Source organism: Enterococcus sp. DIV0176 (genome assembly GCF_050528535.1).
GTDB classification, from domain to species: domain Bacteria; phylum Bacillota; class Bacilli; order Lactobacillales; family Enterococcaceae; genus Enterococcus_B; species Enterococcus_B thailandicus.
The window spans coordinates 604,848-625,499 of the sequence record NZ_CP172879.1; the positions used below are offsets into that span (position 1 = coordinate 604,848).

The 20,652-nt window shown below is 36.8% G+C and carries 22 protein-coding genes and 1 tRNA gene; 22 read left to right on the plus strand and 1 reads right to left on the minus strand.

Annotated elements, in window-relative coordinates; all coding sequences use genetic code 11:
• The first annotated feature begins 25 nt into the window (after positions 1–25).
• The 3 genes from rpoE to IGJ66_RS02940 all read left to right on the plus strand — a co-directional run bounded on the left by rpoE (position 26) and on the right by IGJ66_RS02940 (position 2,087).
• Positions 26–649, plus strand: a complete 624-nt coding sequence (rpoE, locus tag IGJ66_RS02930; protein WP_067483737.1) for a DNA-directed RNA polymerase subunit delta — start codon at positions 26–28, stop codon at positions 647–649.
• Between the two features lie 312 nt (positions 650–961).
• On the plus strand, positions 962–1,699 hold the full coding sequence (locus IGJ66_RS02935) for a hypothetical protein (RefSeq protein ID WP_430616807.1): 738 nt from the start codon (positions 962–964) through the stop codon (positions 1,697–1,699).
• A 13-nt stretch (positions 1,700–1,712) separates the two neighbouring features.
• Positions 1,713–2,087 (plus strand): hypothetical protein, encoded by a 375-nt coding sequence (locus IGJ66_RS02940; RefSeq protein ID WP_430616808.1) that lies wholly within the window; start codon positions 1,713–1,715, stop codon positions 2,085–2,087.
• Between the two features lie 420 nt (positions 2,088–2,507).
• On the opposite strand, the gene IGJ66_RS02945 is transcribed toward IGJ66_RS02940, so the two are convergent.
• A tRNA-Arg gene (locus IGJ66_RS02945) sits at positions 2,508–2,579 on the minus strand.
• Positions 2,580–2,638: 59 nt separating this feature from the next.
• On the opposite strand from IGJ66_RS02945, the gene rpoN reads away from it, so the two are divergent.
• The 19 genes from rpoN (at position 2,639) to atpA (ending at position 20,643) form a co-directional block, all read left to right on the plus strand.
• Complete coding sequence (gene rpoN / locus IGJ66_RS02950) at positions 2,639–3,970, plus strand: RNA polymerase factor sigma-54 (protein WP_067483738.1); 1,332 nt, start codon at positions 2,639–2,641, stop codon at positions 3,968–3,970.
• 150 nt (positions 3,971–4,120) lie between these two features.
• Positions 4,121–5,212 carry a sugar-binding transcriptional regulator gene (locus tag IGJ66_RS02955; RefSeq protein WP_176694879.1) on the plus strand — a complete coding sequence of 364 codons (1,092 nt, stop codon included), beginning with the start codon at positions 4,121–4,123 and terminating at the stop codon, positions 5,210–5,212.
• A 40-nt stretch (positions 5,213–5,252) separates the two neighbouring features.
• On the plus strand, positions 5,253–6,254 hold the full coding sequence (gene gap, locus IGJ66_RS02960; RefSeq protein ID WP_067483741.1) for a type I glyceraldehyde-3-phosphate dehydrogenase: 1,002 nt from the start codon (positions 5,253–5,255) through the stop codon (positions 6,252–6,254).
• Positions 6,255–6,357: 103 nt separating this feature from the next.
• Positions 6,358–7,548 carry a phosphoglycerate kinase gene (locus IGJ66_RS02965; RefSeq protein ID WP_271026904.1) on the plus strand — a complete coding sequence of 397 codons (1,191 nt, stop codon included), beginning with the start codon at positions 6,358–6,360 and terminating at the stop codon, positions 7,546–7,548.
• An 84-nt stretch (positions 7,549–7,632) separates the two neighbouring features.
• Positions 7,633–8,388 carry a triose-phosphate isomerase gene (tpiA, locus tag IGJ66_RS02970; protein WP_067483743.1) on the plus strand — a complete coding sequence of 252 codons (756 nt, stop codon included), beginning with the start codon at positions 7,633–7,635 and terminating at the stop codon, positions 8,386–8,388.
• A 117-nt stretch (positions 8,389–8,505) separates the two neighbouring features.
• Complete coding sequence (eno, locus tag IGJ66_RS02975) at positions 8,506–9,804, plus strand: phosphopyruvate hydratase (protein WP_067483744.1); 1,299 nt, start codon at positions 8,506–8,508, stop codon at positions 9,802–9,804.
• Between the two features lie 146 nt (positions 9,805–9,950).
• A complete protein-coding gene (locus IGJ66_RS02980) occupies positions 9,951–10,310 on the plus strand; it encodes a DUF1304 domain-containing protein (protein WP_067483746.1) in 360 nt (119 codons plus the stop codon).
• Positions 10,311–10,463: 153 nt separating this feature from the next.
• Entirely contained in the window at positions 10,464–11,435 is a 972-nt protein-coding gene (locus tag IGJ66_RS02985; protein ID WP_413125107.1) for an alpha/beta hydrolase, read from the plus strand.
• A 255-nt stretch (positions 11,436–11,690) separates the two neighbouring features.
• Complete coding sequence (locus IGJ66_RS02990) at positions 11,691–11,966, plus strand: (4Fe-4S)-binding protein (protein WP_067483748.1); 276 nt, start codon at positions 11,691–11,693, stop codon at positions 11,964–11,966.
• Between the two features lies 1 nt (position 11,967).
• On the plus strand, positions 11,968–12,243 hold the full coding sequence (locus IGJ66_RS02995; protein WP_067483750.1) for a GNAT family N-acetyltransferase: 276 nt from the start codon (positions 11,968–11,970) through the stop codon (positions 12,241–12,243).
• A 464-nt stretch (positions 12,244–12,707) separates the two neighbouring features.
• On the plus strand, positions 12,708–12,944 hold the full coding sequence (gene secG, locus IGJ66_RS03000) for a preprotein translocase subunit SecG (RefSeq protein WP_067483752.1): 237 nt from the start codon (positions 12,708–12,710) through the stop codon (positions 12,942–12,944).
• Positions 12,945–13,055: 111 nt separating this feature from the next.
• Positions 13,056–13,811, plus strand: coding sequence for an alpha/beta hydrolase (locus tag IGJ66_RS03005; RefSeq protein ID WP_067484143.1), 756 nt, complete (start codon positions 13,056–13,058; stop codon positions 13,809–13,811).
• Positions 13,808–16,168 (plus strand): ribonuclease R, encoded by a 2,361-nt coding sequence (gene rnr / locus IGJ66_RS03010; RefSeq protein WP_430616809.1) that lies wholly within the window; start codon positions 13,808–13,810, stop codon positions 16,166–16,168. Before IGJ66_RS03005 ends, rnr begins: the two co-directional genes overlap by 4 nt.
• 20 nt (positions 16,169–16,188) lie before the next feature.
• Positions 16,189–16,653 (plus strand): SsrA-binding protein SmpB, encoded by a 465-nt coding sequence (gene smpB, locus IGJ66_RS03015; protein WP_067483756.1) that lies wholly within the window; start codon positions 16,189–16,191, stop codon positions 16,651–16,653.
• A 311-nt stretch (positions 16,654–16,964) separates the two neighbouring features.
• Positions 16,965–17,684: a F0F1 ATP synthase subunit A gene (gene atpB, locus IGJ66_RS03020; RefSeq protein WP_067483758.1), complete on the plus strand. Its 720-nt coding sequence runs from the start codon at positions 16,965–16,967 to the stop codon at positions 17,682–17,684.
• A gap of 46 nt (positions 17,685–17,730) precedes the next feature.
• A complete protein-coding gene (atpE, locus tag IGJ66_RS03025) occupies positions 17,731–17,943 on the plus strand; it encodes an ATP synthase F0 subunit C (protein WP_067483760.1) in 213 nt (70 codons plus the stop codon).
• A gap of 67 nt (positions 17,944–18,010) precedes the next feature.
• Positions 18,011–18,535 carry a F0F1 ATP synthase subunit B gene (gene atpF / locus IGJ66_RS03030; protein ID WP_067483762.1) on the plus strand — a complete coding sequence of 175 codons (525 nt, stop codon included), beginning with the start codon at positions 18,011–18,013 and terminating at the stop codon, positions 18,533–18,535.
• Complete coding sequence (gene atpH, locus IGJ66_RS03035) at positions 18,522–19,064, plus strand: ATP synthase F1 subunit delta (RefSeq protein ID WP_067483764.1); 543 nt, start codon at positions 18,522–18,524, stop codon at positions 19,062–19,064. Before atpF ends, atpH begins: the two co-directional genes overlap by 14 nt.
• Positions 19,065–19,086: 22 nt before the next feature.
• On the plus strand, positions 19,087–20,643 hold the full coding sequence (gene atpA, locus IGJ66_RS03040) for a F0F1 ATP synthase subunit alpha (protein WP_067483766.1): 1,557 nt from the start codon (positions 19,087–19,089) through the stop codon (positions 20,641–20,643).
• The last annotated feature ends 9 nt before the right edge of the window (positions 20,644–20,652 follow it).

The window sequence follows — 20,652 nt, forward strand, 5'->3', positions numbered from 1 at the left end:
TAGACTGTGAAAGGACGTGTCCTGATTGGAAATTAGTGTATTTGAAGGTGCAAACAAAAACGAATTATCAATGATCGAAGTTGCACATGCGATTTTAGAACAACATGGTGATGTGATGGATTTTTCTGATTTAGTTAATCAAATCCAAAACTATCTTGGCAAAACAGATGGAGATATTCGTGATTCATTAGCACAGTTTTATACTGACTTAAATATTGACGGCAGCTTTATTTCTTTAGGTGACAACCGTTGGGGCTTGCGCTCATGGTATGCAATTGATTCAATTGATGAAGAAGTAAATCATGGAATTGACGAAGAAGATGAAGATAAACCTCGTCGCCGCAAACGCAAAAAAGTGAATGCCTTTATCAATGATGATGAAGATGCAATCGACTATAACGATGATGATCCAGAAGATACTGACTTGTCTGATGAAGATGACGATGATCTATTTGAAGATGATGATGACGACGATGAAGAAATCGCGGCGTACAACTCTGATTTACAAGAAATCGGTGCGGATGACAATAGTGACGATGAAGAAGTATTACCAGGAAACATTGAAGAAGACTTGAGCATTATCGAAGACGATGACGACGATGATGATGAAGAGTATGACAATGAAGAATTTTCTGAAAAAACAGAGTAACGAATCTTTCGCTTGAAGAACAATGCATTCTAATTGTAGAAATGTATAGAAAGATCAGGACCAACTAGCTGGGAAATGGCTGGTTGGTTTTTTTTCAATAAAAAGAAGTGAAAAAACATTCATTTAAGAGTGAAATATATGTATAAATAATATTTTTGGTTGTTTTTTAATTACAAAATATAACATTTATGATTAAAAAACTTAAATTATTGGTTGGGTTAAACAAAATTATGTTTTAATAATTTTAACATAGTTAGCGCTTACTACGTTGGGGAATTAAAATAATATAATAGAATATTGGAGGTAAAGTATATGTATGCAAAAAAAATGGTTGTGTTATCCGTATCTACTCTTATGTTAGCAACGACTTTTGTTTCACCTGTGGTAGGGTTAAGTAATGAGGTCTTTGCTGATGAAATTGGGACAAAAGTTGATACAAATGCTAGTTTACCAGATTCTATGCTGTTTAATAAGGCGATTGCTAATAAAGACTTTAATTCTAGTATAAAGATTTCTTACGATGGTGCTACTAAAATCAGTCAGTTAGTAGATGAAAATCAAAATGTATTAGCTACTGAAATTTCAAATCCTGTAACTTCAGAAGTTTTAGCTGTTACAAGAACAGCTAAAGAAGTTATTGTTGAAAAAACAATTAAAGGATATAATGGCGAATATAATACACAAATCAAACATTTTGCATTAGCTGTAATAAATGAGAACGTCGATGTTAATGAGACATCTAGTATCAGCCCAAGATATCATTATACACCTTGGAGATATACTAATCTTGCAGTAGGAGCAGATCTTTTTGCATTTCTTACGGATCTTTCTTTAACGGCAGTAGTGGCATTTACAGCAAATGTTTTTGGAATTACTTTAAAAGCAGCTGATTGGTTGCTTGGATACATGGGAGCAAAAGGGTTAAGTACTGGAGAAGCGCTCGCATCGGCATTAGATACAAGTGGAAATGGTTGGATTGGATTATATGTTCGAGAAATGTGGAATGATTCACAGACGGTTTTCTATGGAACACAACATAAGACAATGTAAGTAAGGAGAAATAATGAAAAAGCTGGATTCCAGATATATAATGGGAATATTTCTTGTACTATTTATTTCAATAGGAATCATAGAATTTATTTGGAAAGAAAATTATTCATTTACTCTCAATGAAATTTATTTTAGAGTACTGATTGTTGGTAGTATTATGATTGAACTGCTACCAATTAATAAAGATTGGGGTACGTTAAAATCTCTTTTTTTCATTTTTTTGAGTGATTATTTACTGAAAAAATTATTTGATTTTTTAGGGTTAGAAGAAATAACTTTTAAACTAATACCTTATATTGTTGTCTTGGGAATCCTTCTGATTGTTTTTGTTGCTAGACTAACCATAAAATCGAAAAAAGAGTCTCCTACATATTTAAAAAAAGAATAGAGGAATCAGAGCCCAGAAAGTTTTTTCTTGGGCTTTCTTTATGATTATTTACTAATGATAGTCGGAAAAGTAAAATGAATAAATAATAAAGCTTTGGGAAATATCAGTCTAACAGCCGTAATTATTCACTTAGTGTATTACAAAGGGATTAAGAGGAATATTCTAAGCTGTTTTTATTTAAGGGATTCTCCATAAAATGTGCTTAAAAAACACCTTAAACTAGCAGTTGAGAGGTGATATATGTTTTATAAAAAGAAAATTAAAACAAGCCAATCTTCCCCAACTCATTCAAAAAAAGATAGACAATTCACAAACTAAAAAAATACACAAAAAAGAAGTGAAGGATTCCAACTGAATCCTTCACTTCTTTTAAATAATAGAAAGCAAAGATGTTTAAATTATGCTAAAATGGCTATTGAACGCGTCCTGAGGGAATCGAACCCCCGTCTCAAGAACCGGAATCTTACGTGATATCCACTACACTAAGGACGCAAGCACTGGCATAATTGTAACCAACCAAAAAATAATTTACAAGGGGATAAGGCAAAAAAATGAAATTTCAACAGAATTTTTCACAAAAACAACAACAAACGCAAAAATTGGCTATGACTCAGCAATTGCAGCAATCAATCCAAATCCTCCAATATAATAGTGAAGAATTATTAGCCTTTGTTGAAAATCAGGCGCTAGAAAATCCTTTGGTTGAAGTAGTCGAGCCTGAATGGCAACCGGACTACAAAAAAACAAGTAACAATTATGATGGAGAAGAGACAAGCTATCTTAATCAAATTCCTGATACAAAAGGCTCGTTGTTTGAATCATTGATCGATCAAGTACATTTGAATTATCGTGACACATTTTTACGTAAAATGATTTTATATTTGATTGAATACATTGATTTAAATGGTTTTTTGACAATTGATTTGGCCGATGCGTCCGAAGACACGGGTGCATCAGCAATCCAACTATTAGATGCATTGACGTTAATTCAACAACTAGAGCCGGCAGGTGTAGGTGCTAGAAATCTTCAAGAATGTCTGATGCTACAAACTGAAAGAGATGATTTTGCTCCAGCTTTAGCTTACATTGTTTTGGAAGAATGCTTTGATGAACTAGTCCAACGAAAATGGAAAGACATCGCACAAAAATTTTCAATCGAACTTAGTGAAGTTCAAAAAATATTTGATTATCTTCAAACTTTATCACCAAGTCCAGGTAGGATCTTTGACAACAGTAATGAACTGTATATCATTCCAGATGTGAAGGTTTTGGTTCATAGCAACAACGAAGTGCAGGTAGTTTCGAATCGAGCAAGTCAGCCGAATATTCGTTTTCAAGAAACCTATTTCAAACAAATGAATCAAAAAGCAGACAAAGAAACAGCTACGTATTTAAAAGAACGTAAGCAAGAATTTGATTGGCTAAAAAAAACAATGATGCAACGCGGTGATACTATTTTAAAAGTGGCACAAGTAATCGTTTCTCGCCAAAAAGAATTTTTCACCGATGTTAATCGACCAATCAAACCATTGACCTTAAAAGAAGTGGCTTCTGAAATCAATGTCCATGAATCAACTGTGAGTCGAGCTGTTCACGGAAAATATTTGGAAACAACTTTTGGCATTTTTGAACTTAAAAAGTTTTTTACAACCCGCATAGCAAACAACAATACGACTGGGTCGGAAGATTTATCCACAGAAATGGCAAAGAAAAAACTACAAGAGTTAGTTGATCTGGAAGATAAAGCAAAGCCATTATCGGATCAAAAGTTAGTCGAACTTCTAAAAAAAGAAGAAGTTGTGATTTCTAGAAGAACCGTTGCAAAATATCGAGATCTTTTAGGAATCCCGAGTTCATCAAAAAGAAAACGGTATGATAAATAAAAAAAAGAGGGCTAGTAAAAGTATTTTACTTTTCTAGTCTTTTTTAGTTGAAAAGTTAGGAAGAAACTGTTAGACTAACGCATGTGAGGTTGAGGTTTTCCTTTTCATAAAAAAGAAAGTAAAACAATCAATTTTATTTTTTTGTCGTACATGGGTCGTTTTGAGTCTACATTGGACGTTTATCGTCCAACTAAGGAGATCGCTATGCTAGATGAATTGAAAATGATTGAGTCCGTTGCACCAGATATTATCGAAGTTCTTCAAGAACGCTATAAAATTTTACGTAATATTTATTGGATGCAGCCGATTGGTCGACGTAGCTTATCTGAAAGTATGGGGATAACAGAGCGAGTTTTGCGAACAGAAACAGATCTTTTGAAAAATCTTCAACTAATCGATACGTCAAAAAGTGGCATGACGTTGACCACGAAAGGTGAGGAAGTTTATCAAAGTCTTGAAAACTTCATGGATCAGCTTTTAGGAATGCATCAGACAGAAAAAAAACTGGCTGAGTATTTTGGTAATCAACGTTGTATCGTTGTTTCGGGGAATAGTGACGCACAATCAAAAGTGACAGATGCTTTTGGTGAAGCTTTAAACGAATCCTTGAACTTATTACTTCCAGAAGGTGAAAATATCATTGCCGTAATGGGAGGAACCACAATGGCTGTGGTTGCTGAACAGTTGACGAATTTGGAAAACAAGAAACGACATAACTTGTTTGTTCCTGCAAGAGGGGGAATTGGTGAGGCGGTTACCGTACAAGCGAATTCAGTTAGTGCCAGAATGGCAGCTAACACAAATGGGGATCATCGGGCATTGTATGTTCCAGAGCAACTAAGTTTAGCTACCTACAATTCTTTACTCAATGAACCATCTATTCAAGAAGTGTTAAACTTGATAAGTCAGGCAAATTGTGTTATTCATAGTATTGGACGTGCGTTGCATATGGCAGCCCGCCGAAAAATGACTGAAGAAGAGTTAATCATGTTGAAGCAGGCGAATGCTGTAGCGGAATCCTTTGGTTATTTCTTTAACGAAAATGGAGAAGTTGTTTACAAGGTTCCAAGAATCGGCATCGAACTGAAAGATTTAACACAGGTACCAATCATCCTTGCGATTGCTGGCGGAAAAACAAAAGCCAAAGCAATCCGAGCGTATATGAAAAATGCACCAAAACAAACGTGGCTGATCACAGATGAGGCCGCAGCAAATGAGATTTTAAAAGGGGTAACCCTTTAAAATAAAAATTTTTTTGATTTTCATAAGGAGGAAATCTTAAATGACAGTTAAAGTAGGTATTAATGGTTTTGGACGTATCGGACGTCTAGCGTTCCGTCGTATCCAAGATGTAGATGGAATCGAAGTAGTAGCAATCAATGACTTAACAGATGCTAAAATGTTAGCACACTTGTTAAAATATGACACAACTCAAGGACGTTTCAACGGAACAGTTGAAGTTCATGAAGGTTCTTTCAACGTTAACGGTAAAGAAGTTAAAGTTTTAGCTAACCGTAACCCTGAAGAATTACCATGGGGCGAACTAGGCGTAGACATCGTTCTAGAATGTACTGGTTTCTTCACTTCTAAAGCAGCTGCTGAAAAACATTTAACAGCTGGTGCTAAACGTGTTGTTATCTCTGCTCCTGGTGGAGACGATGTTCCAACAATCGTTTATAACACTAACCACGAAACATTAACTGGTAAAGAAACAGTTATCTCAGGTGCTTCATGTACTACTAACTGTTTAGCTCCTATGGCTAAAACATTGAACGACAAATTTGGTGTTGTTGAAGGATTAATGACAACTATCCATGCTTACACAGGTGACCAAATGACTCTAGACGGACCACACCCTAAAGGTGACTTCCGCCGTGCACGCGCTGCTGCTGCAAACATCGTTCCTAACTCAACAGGTGCTGCTAAAGCTATCGGCTTAGTTATCCCTGAATTGAACGGTAAATTAGACGGAGCTGCTCAACGTGTTCCTGTTCCAACTGGTTCATTAACTGAATTAGTAACTGTTCTTAACGAAAAAGTAACAGTTGACGAAGTTAACGAAGCTATGAAAGAAGCTGCAAACGAATCTTACGGATACAACACTGACGAAATCGTTTCTTCAGATATCGTAGGTATGACTTTCGGTTCATTGTTTGATGCAACTCAAACTAAAGTAATGACAGTAGGCGACCAACAATTAGTTAAAACTGTTGCTTGGTACGACAACGAAATGTCTTACACTGCACAATTAGTACGTACTTTAGAATACTTCGCTAAACTATAAGAAACACGTACGAGTGTAAATTTAAACAAGTACACTTAAAAGCGGGGAAGCAATCGCGCTTCTCCGCTTTTTTTGATAACAAGTTTATTTAGGAGGAAACAAAATGGCTAAGAAAACAGTAAAAGATATCGACTTAAAAGATAAAAAAGTTCTTGTCCGTGTTGACTTTAATGTTCCTTTGAAAGATGGCGTGATCACTGATGATACACGTATCAAAGCTGCTTTACCAACAATCAACTACGTGCTTGAACAAGGCGGAAAAGCAATCCTTTTCTCTCATCTAGGACGTGTGAAAGCTGAAGAAGATAAAGCAGGTAAATCTTTAGCACCAGTTGCTAAACGTTTAGGCGAATTATTAGGTAAAGAAGTTACTTTCGTACCTGAAACTCGTGGAAAAGAATTAGAAGACGCAATCAGCAACATGAAAGACGGCGAAGTTGTTGTTTTTGAAAACACTCGTTTTGAAGATGTTGATGGTAAAAAAGAAAGCAAAAATGACCCAGAATTAGGTAAATATTGGGCTTCATTAGGTGATGTTTTTGTAAACGATGCTTTCGGTACAGCTCACCGCGCACATGCTTCTAACGTAGGAATCGCTTCAACTGGTATTCCAACAGTTGCTGGATTCTTAATGGACAAAGAAATCAAATTTATCGGTGAAGCTGTTGAAGAACCAAAACGCCCAATGATCGCAATCCTTGGTGGCGCTAAAGTTTCTGACAAAATCGGCGTTATCGAAAACTTGATTCCAAAAGCTGACAAAATCTTGATCGGTGGCGGAATGACTTATACATTCTACGCAGCAAAAGGAATGAAAATCGGTAGTTCTTTAGTTGAATCTGACAAAATCGAATTAGCAAAAGAATTGATTGAAAAAGCAGGCGACAAACTTGTATTACCAATCGACAACGTTTGTGCACCAGAATTCTCAAACGACGTAGAAACTCAAGTTATCGAAGGCGACATTCCTGATGGATTGATGGCTTTAGATATCGGACCTGCATCAGTTAAATTATTTGCTGATACATTAAAAGGTGCGAAAACTGTTGTTTGGAACGGACCAATGGGTGTGTTCGAAATGAGTAACTTCGCTAATGGTACAATCGGAGTTTGTGAAGCAATCGCAAACCTTGAAGATGCTACTACAATCATCGGTGGTGGGGATTCTGCAGCTGCAGCTGAACAACTTGGCTTTGCTGACAAATTTACTCACATCTCAACTGGTGGGGGCGCAAGTTTAGAATTGTTAGAAGGTAAAGAGTTACCTGGTCTAGCAGCAATTAACGACAAATAATTCACTTATATCTAGGTGTACACTTTGAAAAGAGTGTACGCTTAGCCTTGTGTTTTGAAAAAGAAAAAGGAGTGTGTGTTCATCATGCGTAAACCAATCATCGCTGGTAACTGGAAAATGAACAAAACTGCATCAGAAGCAAAAGCATTTGCTGAAGCAGTAAAAAACAAAATCCCTTCAAATGAAGTAGTTGATTCTGTTATCGGATCACCTTCATTATTCTTACAAGAATTAATGGCATCTGCTGAAGGTACTGAACTAAAAATTTCTGCACAAAACTGTTTCTGGGAAAACTCAGGTGCATTCACTGGTGAAACTTCACCAGCTGCATTAGCAGATCTTGGTGTTCAATATGTCATCATTGGTCACTCAGAACGTCGTGAATACTTCCATGAAACTGATGAAGATATCAACAAAAAAGCAAAAGCCATTTTTGCAAACGGCATGACACCTATCTTATGTTGTGGTGAAACTTTAGAAACATATGAAGCAGGAAAAACTGCTGAATGGATCGAAGGTCAAATCACTGAAGGTCTTAAAGACTTAACAGACGGTCAAGTAAGCAATATGGTAATTGCTTATGAACCAATCTGGGCAATCGGTACTGGTAAATCTGCTGATGCACAAATCGCTGATGAAATTTGTGGCGTTGTTCGTCAAACAGTTGAAAAATTATATGGTAAAGAAGTTTCAGAAGCTGTACGTATCCAATACGGTGGTTCTGTTAAACCAGAAAACATCGCTGAATACATGGCTAAAGAAAACGTTGATGGTGCTTTAGTTGGCGGAGCTAGCTTAGAAGCTGATTCATTCTTATCTTTATTAGACGCTGTAAAATAATTTTTGAAAATTTGTGAAAAAAAGCAATAAATGTTTGCACTTCATCACAAAATTAACTAAAATCGTATATGAGGGAAATCCCTTAGGATAAAAACAAACTCAAAGGAGAGACAAAACATGTCAATTATTACTGATGTTTACGCTCGCGAGATCTTAGACTCACGCGGTAACCCAACAATCGAAGTAGAAGTATACACAGAAAGCGGAGCTTTTGGCCGTGGAATGGTTCCTTCAGGTGCTTCAACTGGTGAATACGAAGCAGTTGAATTACGTGATGGCGACAAAGCTCGTTACGGTGGTAAAGGTGTTACTAAAGCTGTTGACAACGTAAACAACATCATTGCTGAAGCAATCATTGGCTACGATGTACGTGACCAAATGGCTATCGACAAAGCTATGATCGCTTTAGACGGAACTCCTAACAAAGGTAAATTAGGTGCGAACGCTATTTTAGGTGTATCTATTGCTGTTGCTCGTGCAGCTGCTGACTACCTAGAAGTACCTTTATACCACTACCTAGGCGGATTTAATACAAAAGTATTACCAACTCCAATGATGAACATCATCAATGGTGGATCACATGCTGATAACTCAATCGACTTCCAAGAATTCATGATTATGCCTGTAGGAGCTCCAACGTTTAAAGAAGCTCTACGTATGGGTGCTGAAGTATTCCACGCTTTAGCTGCAATCTTAAAAGGTCGCGGATTAGCAACTTCAGTTGGTGACGAAGGCGGATTTGCTCCTAACCTTGGTTCAAATGAAGAAGGTTTCGAAGTTATTATCGAAGCTATCGAAAAAGCTGGCTATGTACCTGGTAAAGACGTTGTTCTTGCTATGGATGCTGCTTCTTCAGAATTCTACGACAAAGAAAAAGGTGTTTACGTTTTAGCTGACTCAGGCGAAGGCGAAAAAACAACTGACGAAATGATCAAATTCTACGAAGAATTAGTTTCTAAATACCCAATCATCTCAATCGAAGATGGCCTAGACGAAAACGACTGGGACGGATTCAAGAAATTAACTGACGTATTAGGCGACAAAGTTCAATTAGTTGGTGACGACTTGTTCGTAACAAACACTCAAAAATTAGCTGAAGGTATCGAAAAAGGAATTGCTAACTCAATCCTTATCAAAGTTAACCAAATCGGTACTTTGACAGAAACTTTTGAAGCAATTGAAATGGCTAAAGAAGCTGGTTACACTGCAGTTGTATCTCACCGTTCTGGTGAAACAGAAGATTCAACAATCTCTGATATCGCTGTTGCAACAAACGCTGGCCAAATCAAAACTGGTTCTCTTTCACGTACTGACCGTATTGCTAAATACAATCAATTATTACGTATCGAAGACCAACTTGGTGAAGTTGCTGAATACAAAGGTTTGAAATCTTTCTACAACTTGAAAAATAAATAATTTTTATTAATTAACTATTTTTAGACGTGGGGCTTGCCCCACGTCTTTTTTTTGTCCATAAAATACTAGGTAGTTAATTGTTTTACAAGCTGGTCGAATTTTTATATGATAAATAGCATCAATAAGTAGCTAAGGAGAGGAACAACATGCATCTTTTTTCAACGATCATCATCACATTAGTAGCAATCGAATTTTTTTATATTATGTATTTAGAGACGTTCGCAACGACATCAGCAACCACTGGACGAGTGTTTCATTTATCAAAAGAAGAATTAGCACGTCCGTCAGTAAATGTTTTATTCAAGAATCAAGGAATTTACAATGGATTGATTGGAGTAGGATTGCTTTATGCGACATATGTTTCTTCCGCAGGTAGTGAGTTAGCAAAGGTTTTGCTAGTCTATATTATTTTAGTGGCTTTGTATGGAAGCATAACGAGTGATAAAAAAATTATTATTACACAAGGCGGATTAGCGATTATTGCTTTTGTTTCACTCTTTTTTTAAGTTAAGTATTTAAAAATTCAACAGTTTTATTTATTAGAATGGTACAATAAAAATATAGTTTACTTGAATTTTCTTTAAAGAAAAAATCAGTCTTGGTTAATTGATCGCATAGTGAAAAATCAAGGATAGCTGAGTGGTGGAGGTGATTAATTGATTATTATGTTGTATTTTATTTTAGTAATCGTGATTCTTGCTATTATTTTTAATGTTATTTCTTATTCTTATGCAAAAAAGTTGATCACGGTTGGTGTACAACGAGGTCATAACTGGTATGAAACAACAGGACACCTCTTAATGGATCCTGCAGCGACTGAAATTGTCGAAGCAAAACGACAACAGCTAGAAGAAGCGGCAGAATCTTTTTGGCAAACAGGTGTAACAGAAACAATCAAAAGTCACGATGGATTAAAACTAACGGGAAAATGGTTTGTTACAGATCGAAGACAAAAAAATTGGGTGATTTGTATCCATGATTACCGAAGCACGGGCAAGCGTGACATGTCTTTTGTTGGGAAAAAATATGCAGAACAAGGGTTTAATGTTTTGATTCCAGATTTACGTGCCCATGGCGAAAGTGAAGGAGAAATCATCGGAATGGGCTGGTTGGATCGTCTGGATTTGATTGCTTGGATCAAGCAGCTGATGAAAGAATATCCGGATGCTTCGATTGTTTTGCATGGCGGTTCAATGGGCGCTTCGACGATTATGATGGCTAGTGGTGAGAAGCTGCCTTCTTCTGTGAAAGGCTTTATCTTGGATAGCGGGTATGTTTCTGTCTATGCAGAATTTCGTTATATGCTAAGCAAGTTAACTTCATTTCCAAAGTGGTTGATTATGAGATATGCAAATTCTTACGCCCAAAAATATGCTGGTTATTCTTTGAAACAAGCATCTGCTACACGCCAACTAGGTAGTAATCATTTACCACTATTAATTATCCATGGTGAACACGATTATTTTGTGCCTGTTGAAGCAGCTTACACTGTGCAAAATGCAACAGCGGGGGAAAAAGAATTACTATTGGTTCCAAATGCAGAGCATCTAGCGGCAGTATTGAATGAGCCAAAGACTTATTGGACTGTTGTGTTTTCTTTTATCAATGAACGAATTTTAGCTGGGCAATAAATCGTGTTGCATTCTTGAATGATGAGTTGTCAAACTACTAATTAATATAGAAGAAAAAAATTCGCAAAGTTTCCTATAAGCAATTTATATTTATAGTGAACTCCAAGTTGAAAATCTGACGGAGTAGTTACGTGTGATTTATTAAAAAAGAATACTTTATCTGATTACTCCTGTTTGCGAGGATAAATAGTTGCTGGTTTGAAGAGAGATTGTTAGAATGAATTGTACAAAAACGCAAGTTATTTTAGGGGTGGTATGATGGGGCAACAGGTGAACAATGAACATTTTTCAACCGAAGAAGAATTGTTTGAAGCTGGTTATCGAAAATATTCGGGTGAAAAGATAGACATTTTTTATAACAAAGAGATTTGTATCCACAGTGGAAATTGTGTTCGTGGGAATGCAGCTGTTTTTGAAGTTGGTCGCAGACCGTGGATCATGCCGGATAATGCAAGTGCTGATGAAAGTAGTCGCGTTATTCAAACATGTCCGAGTGGCGCATTGAAGTTTATTCGAAAGGATGAAGTGTAAAATGGAAATCAAAGAAGAAAAAAATCGTTTTGCTTTATACAATGATGAACAACAAGAAATTGGAGAAATGACTTGGTCTGATGCTGGACCAGATATCATGATTATTGATCATACATTTGTCGAACCTACTTATCGTGGACAAAAATTAGCGGAAAAATTAGTGAATAGCGGTGTTGAATTAGCTCGTCGCGAAGGTAAAAAAATTATTCCACTATGCCCATTTGCTAAAAAAGAATTTGATACAAAACCTGAATATGGAGATGTATTACGCAAATAAATAGAAACAAGTAGAAGAGTTACGTTTGACGTGACTCTTTTTTTTGAATAGATTGTTGAAAGTCGATTTTCATGAGGAGTCTAAACGTATGGAGCTAGCGTTGGAAAGAAAACATTGCTATTTGCGATGAAACATTGGAAGATAAAGTTTTTCGATGTTTCCCAAAAAATTCTCGCAACAAGCCATAGATCAATAAAGTAATGGGAGCTATTTTATCAGACTGTTCACTAGTTTGTAGGAACGAGATGCTTTGCGCCATAATTTTATTCACGGTGTCACCAAAGCAACTTCGCAAAATGATTTATAATTGTTCAAAAATATGAAAAAATACTTTTATCAGTTGCTTTTTATTTTTTCGAAGCTTGAAGCTACAACCTTCTTTTATAACCTTATTTTGAATTTATTTTCATTCTATGGTAAAGTTAAAGAGATGATATTTTTCAAAGAAGGAGGAGCTGAAGCGTATGTATAATTTAATTTTAGGAATCGTAATTGCCTTATCAATCGTCATGATTATCGCAATTATGATGCAGCCAAGTAAACAAAATAGTGCAGCGAGCGCATTTACTGGTGGAGCGGATCAGTTGTTTGGGAAGCAAAAAGCACGTGGCTTTGAAGCCGTGATGCAACGAACAACTGCTGTGCTGGGAGCCGTTTGGATGATTTTATTATTTGTCCTAGCGTTTTTATCTTCAAACTAATCAAGAAACCTCTCGCCGATTTGCGAGGGGCTTTTTTTATTGGTGGAGCAGGTGAAAACGAGAAGTTTCTGAGTGCAACTATGTTAAAATGAAGAGCGAGAGGTGATTGAATTGAAAGGAAGTTTACCAAAATCATTTTATGCGGAGCATGGAGAGAAAGCTGTTTTACTTTTGCACGCATATTCAGGTAGCTCAAACGATGTCCGAATGCTTTGCCGTTTTTTAGAAAAAGCAAATTATACTGTTTATGCACCGATGTTTTCGGGACATGGAACGTTGAATCCAGAAGATATTTTACATCAAGACGCCACAACTTGGTGGGAAGATGCGAAAGCAGCGCTCGCGTTTTTAAAAGCAAATGGCTTTCATGAGATTGCTGTTTTTGGTTTGTCTATGGGTGGTATTTTTGCGACAAGACTACTTGAAGAAGAAAATGTGATTGGAGGCGGCTTTTTCTGTTCACCAATTTCACCAGTAGAAACGAATGTACCAGAAAACTTTCTCATTTATGCACAACAAGTATTGAATATCGCAGGACTGTCAGAAACAGAAATTCAGCAACAACTTGAAATTTATCGTCCCTTAGTTAAGGAACAATTAACAGATATACAAGAACAAGCAGCTTATGCAAATGAAAAGCTGTCAAAAATTCAAGCACCAATGTTCCTAGCTCAAGCAGGTCAAGATGAAATGATTGATCCAATGGGTGTTTATGAAACGGCTCGTCGTTTGAATAAACAGCGAGTAACGCTTCAATGGTATCCAACCAGTAAGCATGTGATTACGGTTGGAAACGCTCGGCGGGAGTTAGAACGAGATGTCTTAGAATTTTTAGAGAAATTACCCTGGAATGAGGAAAATAAATGACAAAAAAAACAATTAAAGAAAAAATTATTTTTTTTATGGAAAGTAGCCGTAAAAAAAGCTTTTCAATGGAAGAAATTGCAGAAGGCTTAGGCTTTCAAAAAAGTGAAGACTTTAAATTATTAGTTCAAACAATTGCACAAATGGAAAGAGAGCAGAGCATCGTTTTTAATAAGAAAGGTAAAGTGAAATTACCATTACAACCATTATTGATTGAAGGAACATTTCGTGGCAATGAACGTGGCTTTGGTTTTGTAACGATTGATCCCGAAGAAGATGACATCTATATCCCGAAAGAATCAACTGGTTATGCAATGGACGGAGACACTGTAGCAATCGATATTATTAAAACGGCAGATACGGCACTTGATCGAGGAGCTGAAGGAAAGATTGTTGAAATCCGAAAACGTGGAACAACACAACTCGTTGGTGAGTTCGTTGCTTATTCACCTGAGGAAGAAGCAGAAACGGATCTTTATGGTGTCGTGATCCCTAAAGATAAAAAATTAACAAAGTTTAAGGTGTATGCAGCTGCAGAAGGAATCCGCCCAGTAGATGGAAGTATCGTGATTGTAGAATTGACCCATTACCCAGAAAATGGCTATGCTACTAGTTTAGAAGGAATTGTCAAACAAGTAATTGGCCATAAAAATGACCCTGGTATGGATATTTTATCAATCGTTGTAGCAAACGGAATTCCAACAAAATTTCCTGATGATGTAGTGGCAGAAGCAGATAAAGTTCCTGATCATATCAATGAAAAAGATTTGGTTGGTCGACGTGATTTACGGGATCAATTGATTGTAACGATTGATGGTGAAGATGCAAAGGACTTAGATGATGCAGTAACTGTTCGCAAACTAGCAAATGGAAATTACTTTTTAGGCGTTCATATTGCAGATGTTTCTTATTATGTAACACAAGGAAGCCAGTTGGATCGAGAAGCTTATGATCGTGGAACAAGTGTCTATTTGACTGACCGTGTGATCCCAATGATTCCACAACGATTGTCAAACGGAATTTGTTCATTAAACCCACATGTGCCAAGATTGACGATGAGTTGTGAAATGGAAATTGATTCAAGTGGGCATGTCGTTAGTCATGAGATTTTCCAAAGTGTTATTCAAACAACCGAACGAATGACTTATACTGCCGTGAATGAAATTTTAGAAGATGAAGAACCTGAAACAATGAAACGTTATAAACAATTAGTGCCAATGTTTCAAGCCATGAAAGAACTACACGAGATTTTAGAGAGTATGCGGATTCGCCGTGGGGCTATTTCTTTTGAAGATCGCGAAGCGAAAGTGTTAGTGAATCCAGAAGGACATCCATTGGATATTTTGCTGCGAACACGTGGTGTAGGGGAACGCTTGATTGAATCATTTATGCTTGCTGCCAATGAGACAGTGGCGCAACATTATCATGATCTTCATTTACCATTCATCTATCGAATTCATGAACAACCTAAGGAAGAAAAAATGCAACGCTTCTTTGACTTTGCTTCAGCATTAGGAATCCTAGTTAGAGGGACAAAAGGTACGATTACGCCGAAAGACTTGCAAAAAGTAATCGAAGATGTGGAAGAAAAGCCTGAATCTGCGGTAATTAATACGATGTTGTTACGAAGCATGCAACAAGCTCGTTATTCAGAAGAAAACTACGGTCATTATGGCTTAGCAGCAGAGTACTACACACACTTTACTTCACCAATTCGCCGTTATCCAGACTTGATTGTTCACCGTTTGATTCGTTCTTATGGTGAAGATCGTAGTGAAGAAAAACAAGCAATCTGGTCTGCAGAACTTCCAGACATTGCTGAACACAGCTCAAAAATGGAACGCCGAGCAGTGGAAGCAGAACGTGAAGTTGATGCAATGAAAAAAGCAGAATACATGATGGATAAAGTCGGGGAAGAGTTTGATGGCATCATTAGCTCAGTGGTAAAATTCGGTTTGTTTATTGAGCTACCTAATACAATCGAAGGTCTGATCCACATCAATGACTTGAAACAAGACTATTTCCACTTTATTGAAAATCATTTAGCATTAGTTGGCGAACGAACGGGGCTAACATTTAAAATTGGGCAAAAGGTCCGCGTCAAAGTAGTCAAAGCAAGTCCAGAAGAACGAGCAGTTGATTTTGAGTTAGTTTCGGCAGAAGAAGTGCCTCAACTTGAACGACCAAAAGCAAAGCAAAAAGGGAAAGCATCAGGCAAACAAAATCAAAATCGTGGACGCAAAGCAGCTCCACGAAATAAAAAAGTAGGCGGGAAGAGAAATGACTTCCAGCCTGCTAAGAAAAAAGGAAAAGGTGGTAAAAAACCTTTCTATAAAGGAATTAAGAAAAAGAAAAAATAAGATAGTTTGGGGGAAGTAGAATGCCAAAAGGCGAGGGAAAATTAATTGCACAAAATAAGAAGGCTCGCCATGACTACTCGATTATTGACACGATGGAAGCAGGCATGGTTTTACAAGGGACTGAGATCAAATCGATTCGAAATAGCCGAATCAATCTAAAAGATGGATTCGTACGTGTTCGAAATGGCGAAGCCTTCCTATATAATGTCCACATCAGTCCGTATGAACAGGGAAATATTTTTAACCACGATCCGTTGCGGACACGCAAACTACTTTTGCACAAAAAACAAATTGCCCGACTAGTTGGTGAAACAAAAAATGCAGGGGTAACAATCGTCCCATTAAAAGTGTACATCAAGAATGGGTACGCCAAAGTTTTGATTGGTTTAGCTAAAGGGAAAAAGTCCTACGACAAACGAGAAGATTTGAAGCGTAAAGATGTCGATCGTCAAATTGATCGGACGTTGAAAAATTTCTCCAGATAATTTCAATATCCTTTTTCGCATATTCGGTGCTTTTACTTTTACTTAGTGATAAAATTTGGTAGCATTTAATCTGATAAAGCACGATTACTAAAGGTTTTCCTAGAAAATCACCATCATAATTTAAGTGAAAACTTCATCAAATTAGACTGAAACGAAAAAGTGTCTAATTTTCATGAAAATGTTTTGTATTTTCTGTTTCATGGTGGTATGATACCGATTGGTTATGATCAGATTTTTTCAGAGAAACCAAATGCGCACTTGAAAGTTATTTCATGTGAATTTCAGGGAAAAGAGAAAAGAGGTGAAATGAATTGGATGAACGCTCGCTAACGTTCCACATTGGACCTGTGTGGTTTGATGGTACTGTTTGTATGATGGTGTTATTGACTTGTCTAATCGTTTTCTTTCTAGTGTACTTCTTTACGCGTAACTTAAAGATGAAACCAACTGGAAAACAAAATGCGATTGAATGGGTAATTGATTTTAGTCGAGGAATCGTTACAGATAACTTGCCTAGAAAAGAACTAAGTAATTTCCATTTACTTGCATTTACCTTATTCTTATTTGTATTTATTGCAAATAATATCGGTCTAATGACAAAAATCGTATTACCAGATGAAACGACACTTTGGAAAAGCCCAACAGCTGACCCATTTGTGACATTGACCTTGGCATTTATGATGATTTTACTTACACATTTGTTTGGGGTAAAACGATTTGGGTTGAAAGGCTATTTTGTAAATTCATTCTTGAAACCGTATAGTTTCATGTTACCAATGAAGATCATTGAAGAATTTACAAACTTATTAACACTTGCTTTACGTCTTTATGGGAATATTTTTGCGGGGGAAGTTTTGCTAACCTTGATTGCAAAAATGATGACAAGTCTAGGGTGGCTATCCTTGCCATTAGCGATTCCATTAGAGATGATCTGGATTGCATTTTCATTGTTTATCGGAAGCATCCAAGCATTTGTCTTTGTCACTTTATCGATGGTTTATATGAGCCATAAGATTGAAGTAGAAGAGTAATATTTATTTAAGTAATTTACTATTTATTTTAGGAGGAAAAAATATTATGAATTATATCGCAGCAGCAATCGCAATTTTAGGGGCAGCAATCGGTGCCGGTTATGGTAATGGTAAGGTAATCTCAAAAACAATCGAATCAATGGCTCGCCAACCTGAAATGTCTGGTCAATTACGTACAACAATGTTTATTGGGGTAGCCTTAGTTGAAGCTGTTCCTATTCTTGGTGTGGTTATCGCTTTAATTCTAGTATTCATGTAGAAAGAAGTTAAGTACTATATTATTCTCATTGAAACTAGAGAGACCTCAAAGAAAGGAAGGCTAGCTTATGCTGAATCAATTGGCAATTGCAGAAGTTGGCAATCCGATGTTAGGTAATATCATCGTTGTCAGCGGCTCATTTTTGATCCTACTTGCTCTTTTAAAGCATTTTGCTTGGGGACCAATTAGTGAAATTTTGAAGAAACGTGAAGATAAGATCGCCAATGATTTAGATTCTGCAGAACAATCTCGCATCAACTCAGCGAAAATGGAACAAGAACGCGAACAACAATTGTTAGCTTCTCGCTCTGACGCAGCTGAAATTATTAAAAATGCGAAAGAAAGTGGAGAACTTAGCCGCCAAAATATTTTGAAGGATACACAAGATGAAGTTATTCGTCTAAAAAACAAAGCTAAATCGGATATCACGTTAGAACGTGACAATGCGTTAAACTCTGTTAAAGACGATGTTGCTGATCTTTCACTTCAAATTGCGGAAAAAATCTTGAATAAAGAATTATCTCCAGAAATGCATGAATCATTAATCAACCAATATATCGAAGGTCTAGGTTCTTCAAATGAAACTAGATAAATATACTGTCGGTAGACGCTATGGAAAAGCTTTGTTTGAACTGGCGATCGATTCAAACAAGAGTGAAGAAATCTATCAAGAACTGTTGAGCTTGCGTAAAATTTATGAAAAAGTCCCTGAATTAGGGGAAGTGCTCAGTGATGCTCGTTTAGAACCACATGAAAAACGACTTATCATGGATAAGTTGATTAGTGGCTATGACGGTGTTGTTAAGAACTTTTTAGAAGTGGTCTACAATTACAATCGGATGGATGATCTGTTGTTCATGATTGACGAATATGAACATCGTTATAATGAGAATAATGGATTATTACTTGGAACAGTAAAAACTGCCGTTCCTTTATCTGATGAACAGTTAAAAAAATTAGAACAGAATGTAGCAAAAACAATGAACTATCAAACAGTTGAATTAGAAACAATCGTTGATTCTTCTATTCTTGGTGGCGCAATTGTTGAAGCCGACCATCGAGTGATCGACGGCAGCATTCGGACGCAATTGGAAACAATGCGTAATCAATTAAATAGATAGTACAAAGAGGTAGGTGAATCGAATGGCCATCAAAGCAGAAGAAATTAGTGCCTTGATTAAAGAACAAATTGAAAATTATCAAAGCGTGCTTTCAGTTGAAGAAATTGGTACTGTCACATACGTCGGTGACGGGATTGCTCGTGCGCATGGATTGGAAAATGCAATGAGTGGTGAGTTGCTTGAATTTTCAAACGGCTCATACGGAATGGCGCAAAACTTAGAATCAAATGATGTAGGGATTATTATCCTTGGTGATTTCGAATCCATTCGTGAAGGTGATAAAGTAAAACGTACAGGTAAAATCATGGAAGTTCCAGTTGGAGATTCTTTGATTGGACGTGTCGTGAATCCTTTAGGTCAACCGATTGATGGACTAGGAGAAATCGTTACCGATAAAGCTCGTCCCGTAGAAGCAATGGCACCAGGTGTTATGCAACGTAAATCAGTTAATGAACCAATGCAAACAGGTCTAAAAGCAATCGATGCTTTAGTACCAATTGGTCGTGGTCAACGTGAATTAGTTATCGGTGACCGTAAAACAGGTAAAACATCCATTGCAATTGATACAATTATCAACCAAAAAGGGCAAGATATGATTTGTATCTACGTTGCGATTGGACAAAAAGATTCAACTGTACGTACACAAGTTGAAACATTGAAAAAATATGGCGCTATGGACTATACAATCGTAGTCAATGCGGGTGCTTCTCAACCAGCACCATTACTTTACATTGCACCTTATGCTGGTACAGCGATGGGTGAAGAATTCATGTATAACGGCAAACATGTTTTGATTATCTTTGATGATTTATCAAAACAAGCTGTTGCTTATCGTGAACTTTCACTACTACTACGCCGTCCGCCAGGTCGTGAAGCATATCCAGGGGATGTTTTCTACTTGCATTCACGTTTGCTAGAACGCGCAGCAAAATTAAGTGATGAATTAGGTGGCGGTTCAATGACTGCTTTGCCATTCGTTGAAACACAAGCAGGAGATATCTCTGCATATATTCCAACAAATGTTATTTCAATCACTGATGGACAAATTTTCTTAGAAAGTGATTTGTTCTACGCAGGAACACGTCCAGCCGTTGATGCTGGGTTATCTGTATCCCGTGTTGGTGGTTCTGCACAAATCAAAGCAATGAAAAAAGTTGCCGGAACGCTACGTCTTGACTTAGCAAGTTACCGTGAACTTGAAGCATTTACGCAATTTGGTTCAGATTTGGATGCAGCGACACAAGCTAAATTAAATCGTGGTCGTCGTACTGTAGAAATCTTGAAACAAAAATTACATGCACCACTTGCTGTAGAAAAACAAGTAGTCATTTTATATGCATTGACGCATGGTTTCCTAGACAGCATCCCAGTGGATAGCATTCTTGACTTTGAAAGTGAATTATTTGAATACTTGGATACAAATCATCCAAATATCTTTGAAATTATCCGTACAACACAAGATCTTCCAGAAGAAGATGAGTTGAACAGCGTAATCAAAGAATATAAAGACATTTTCTTAGCTTCTAAAGGTAGTACATCCTCGACAGAAGACAAATTGAAATCCATTCAAAATGCATAGTGAGGTGAG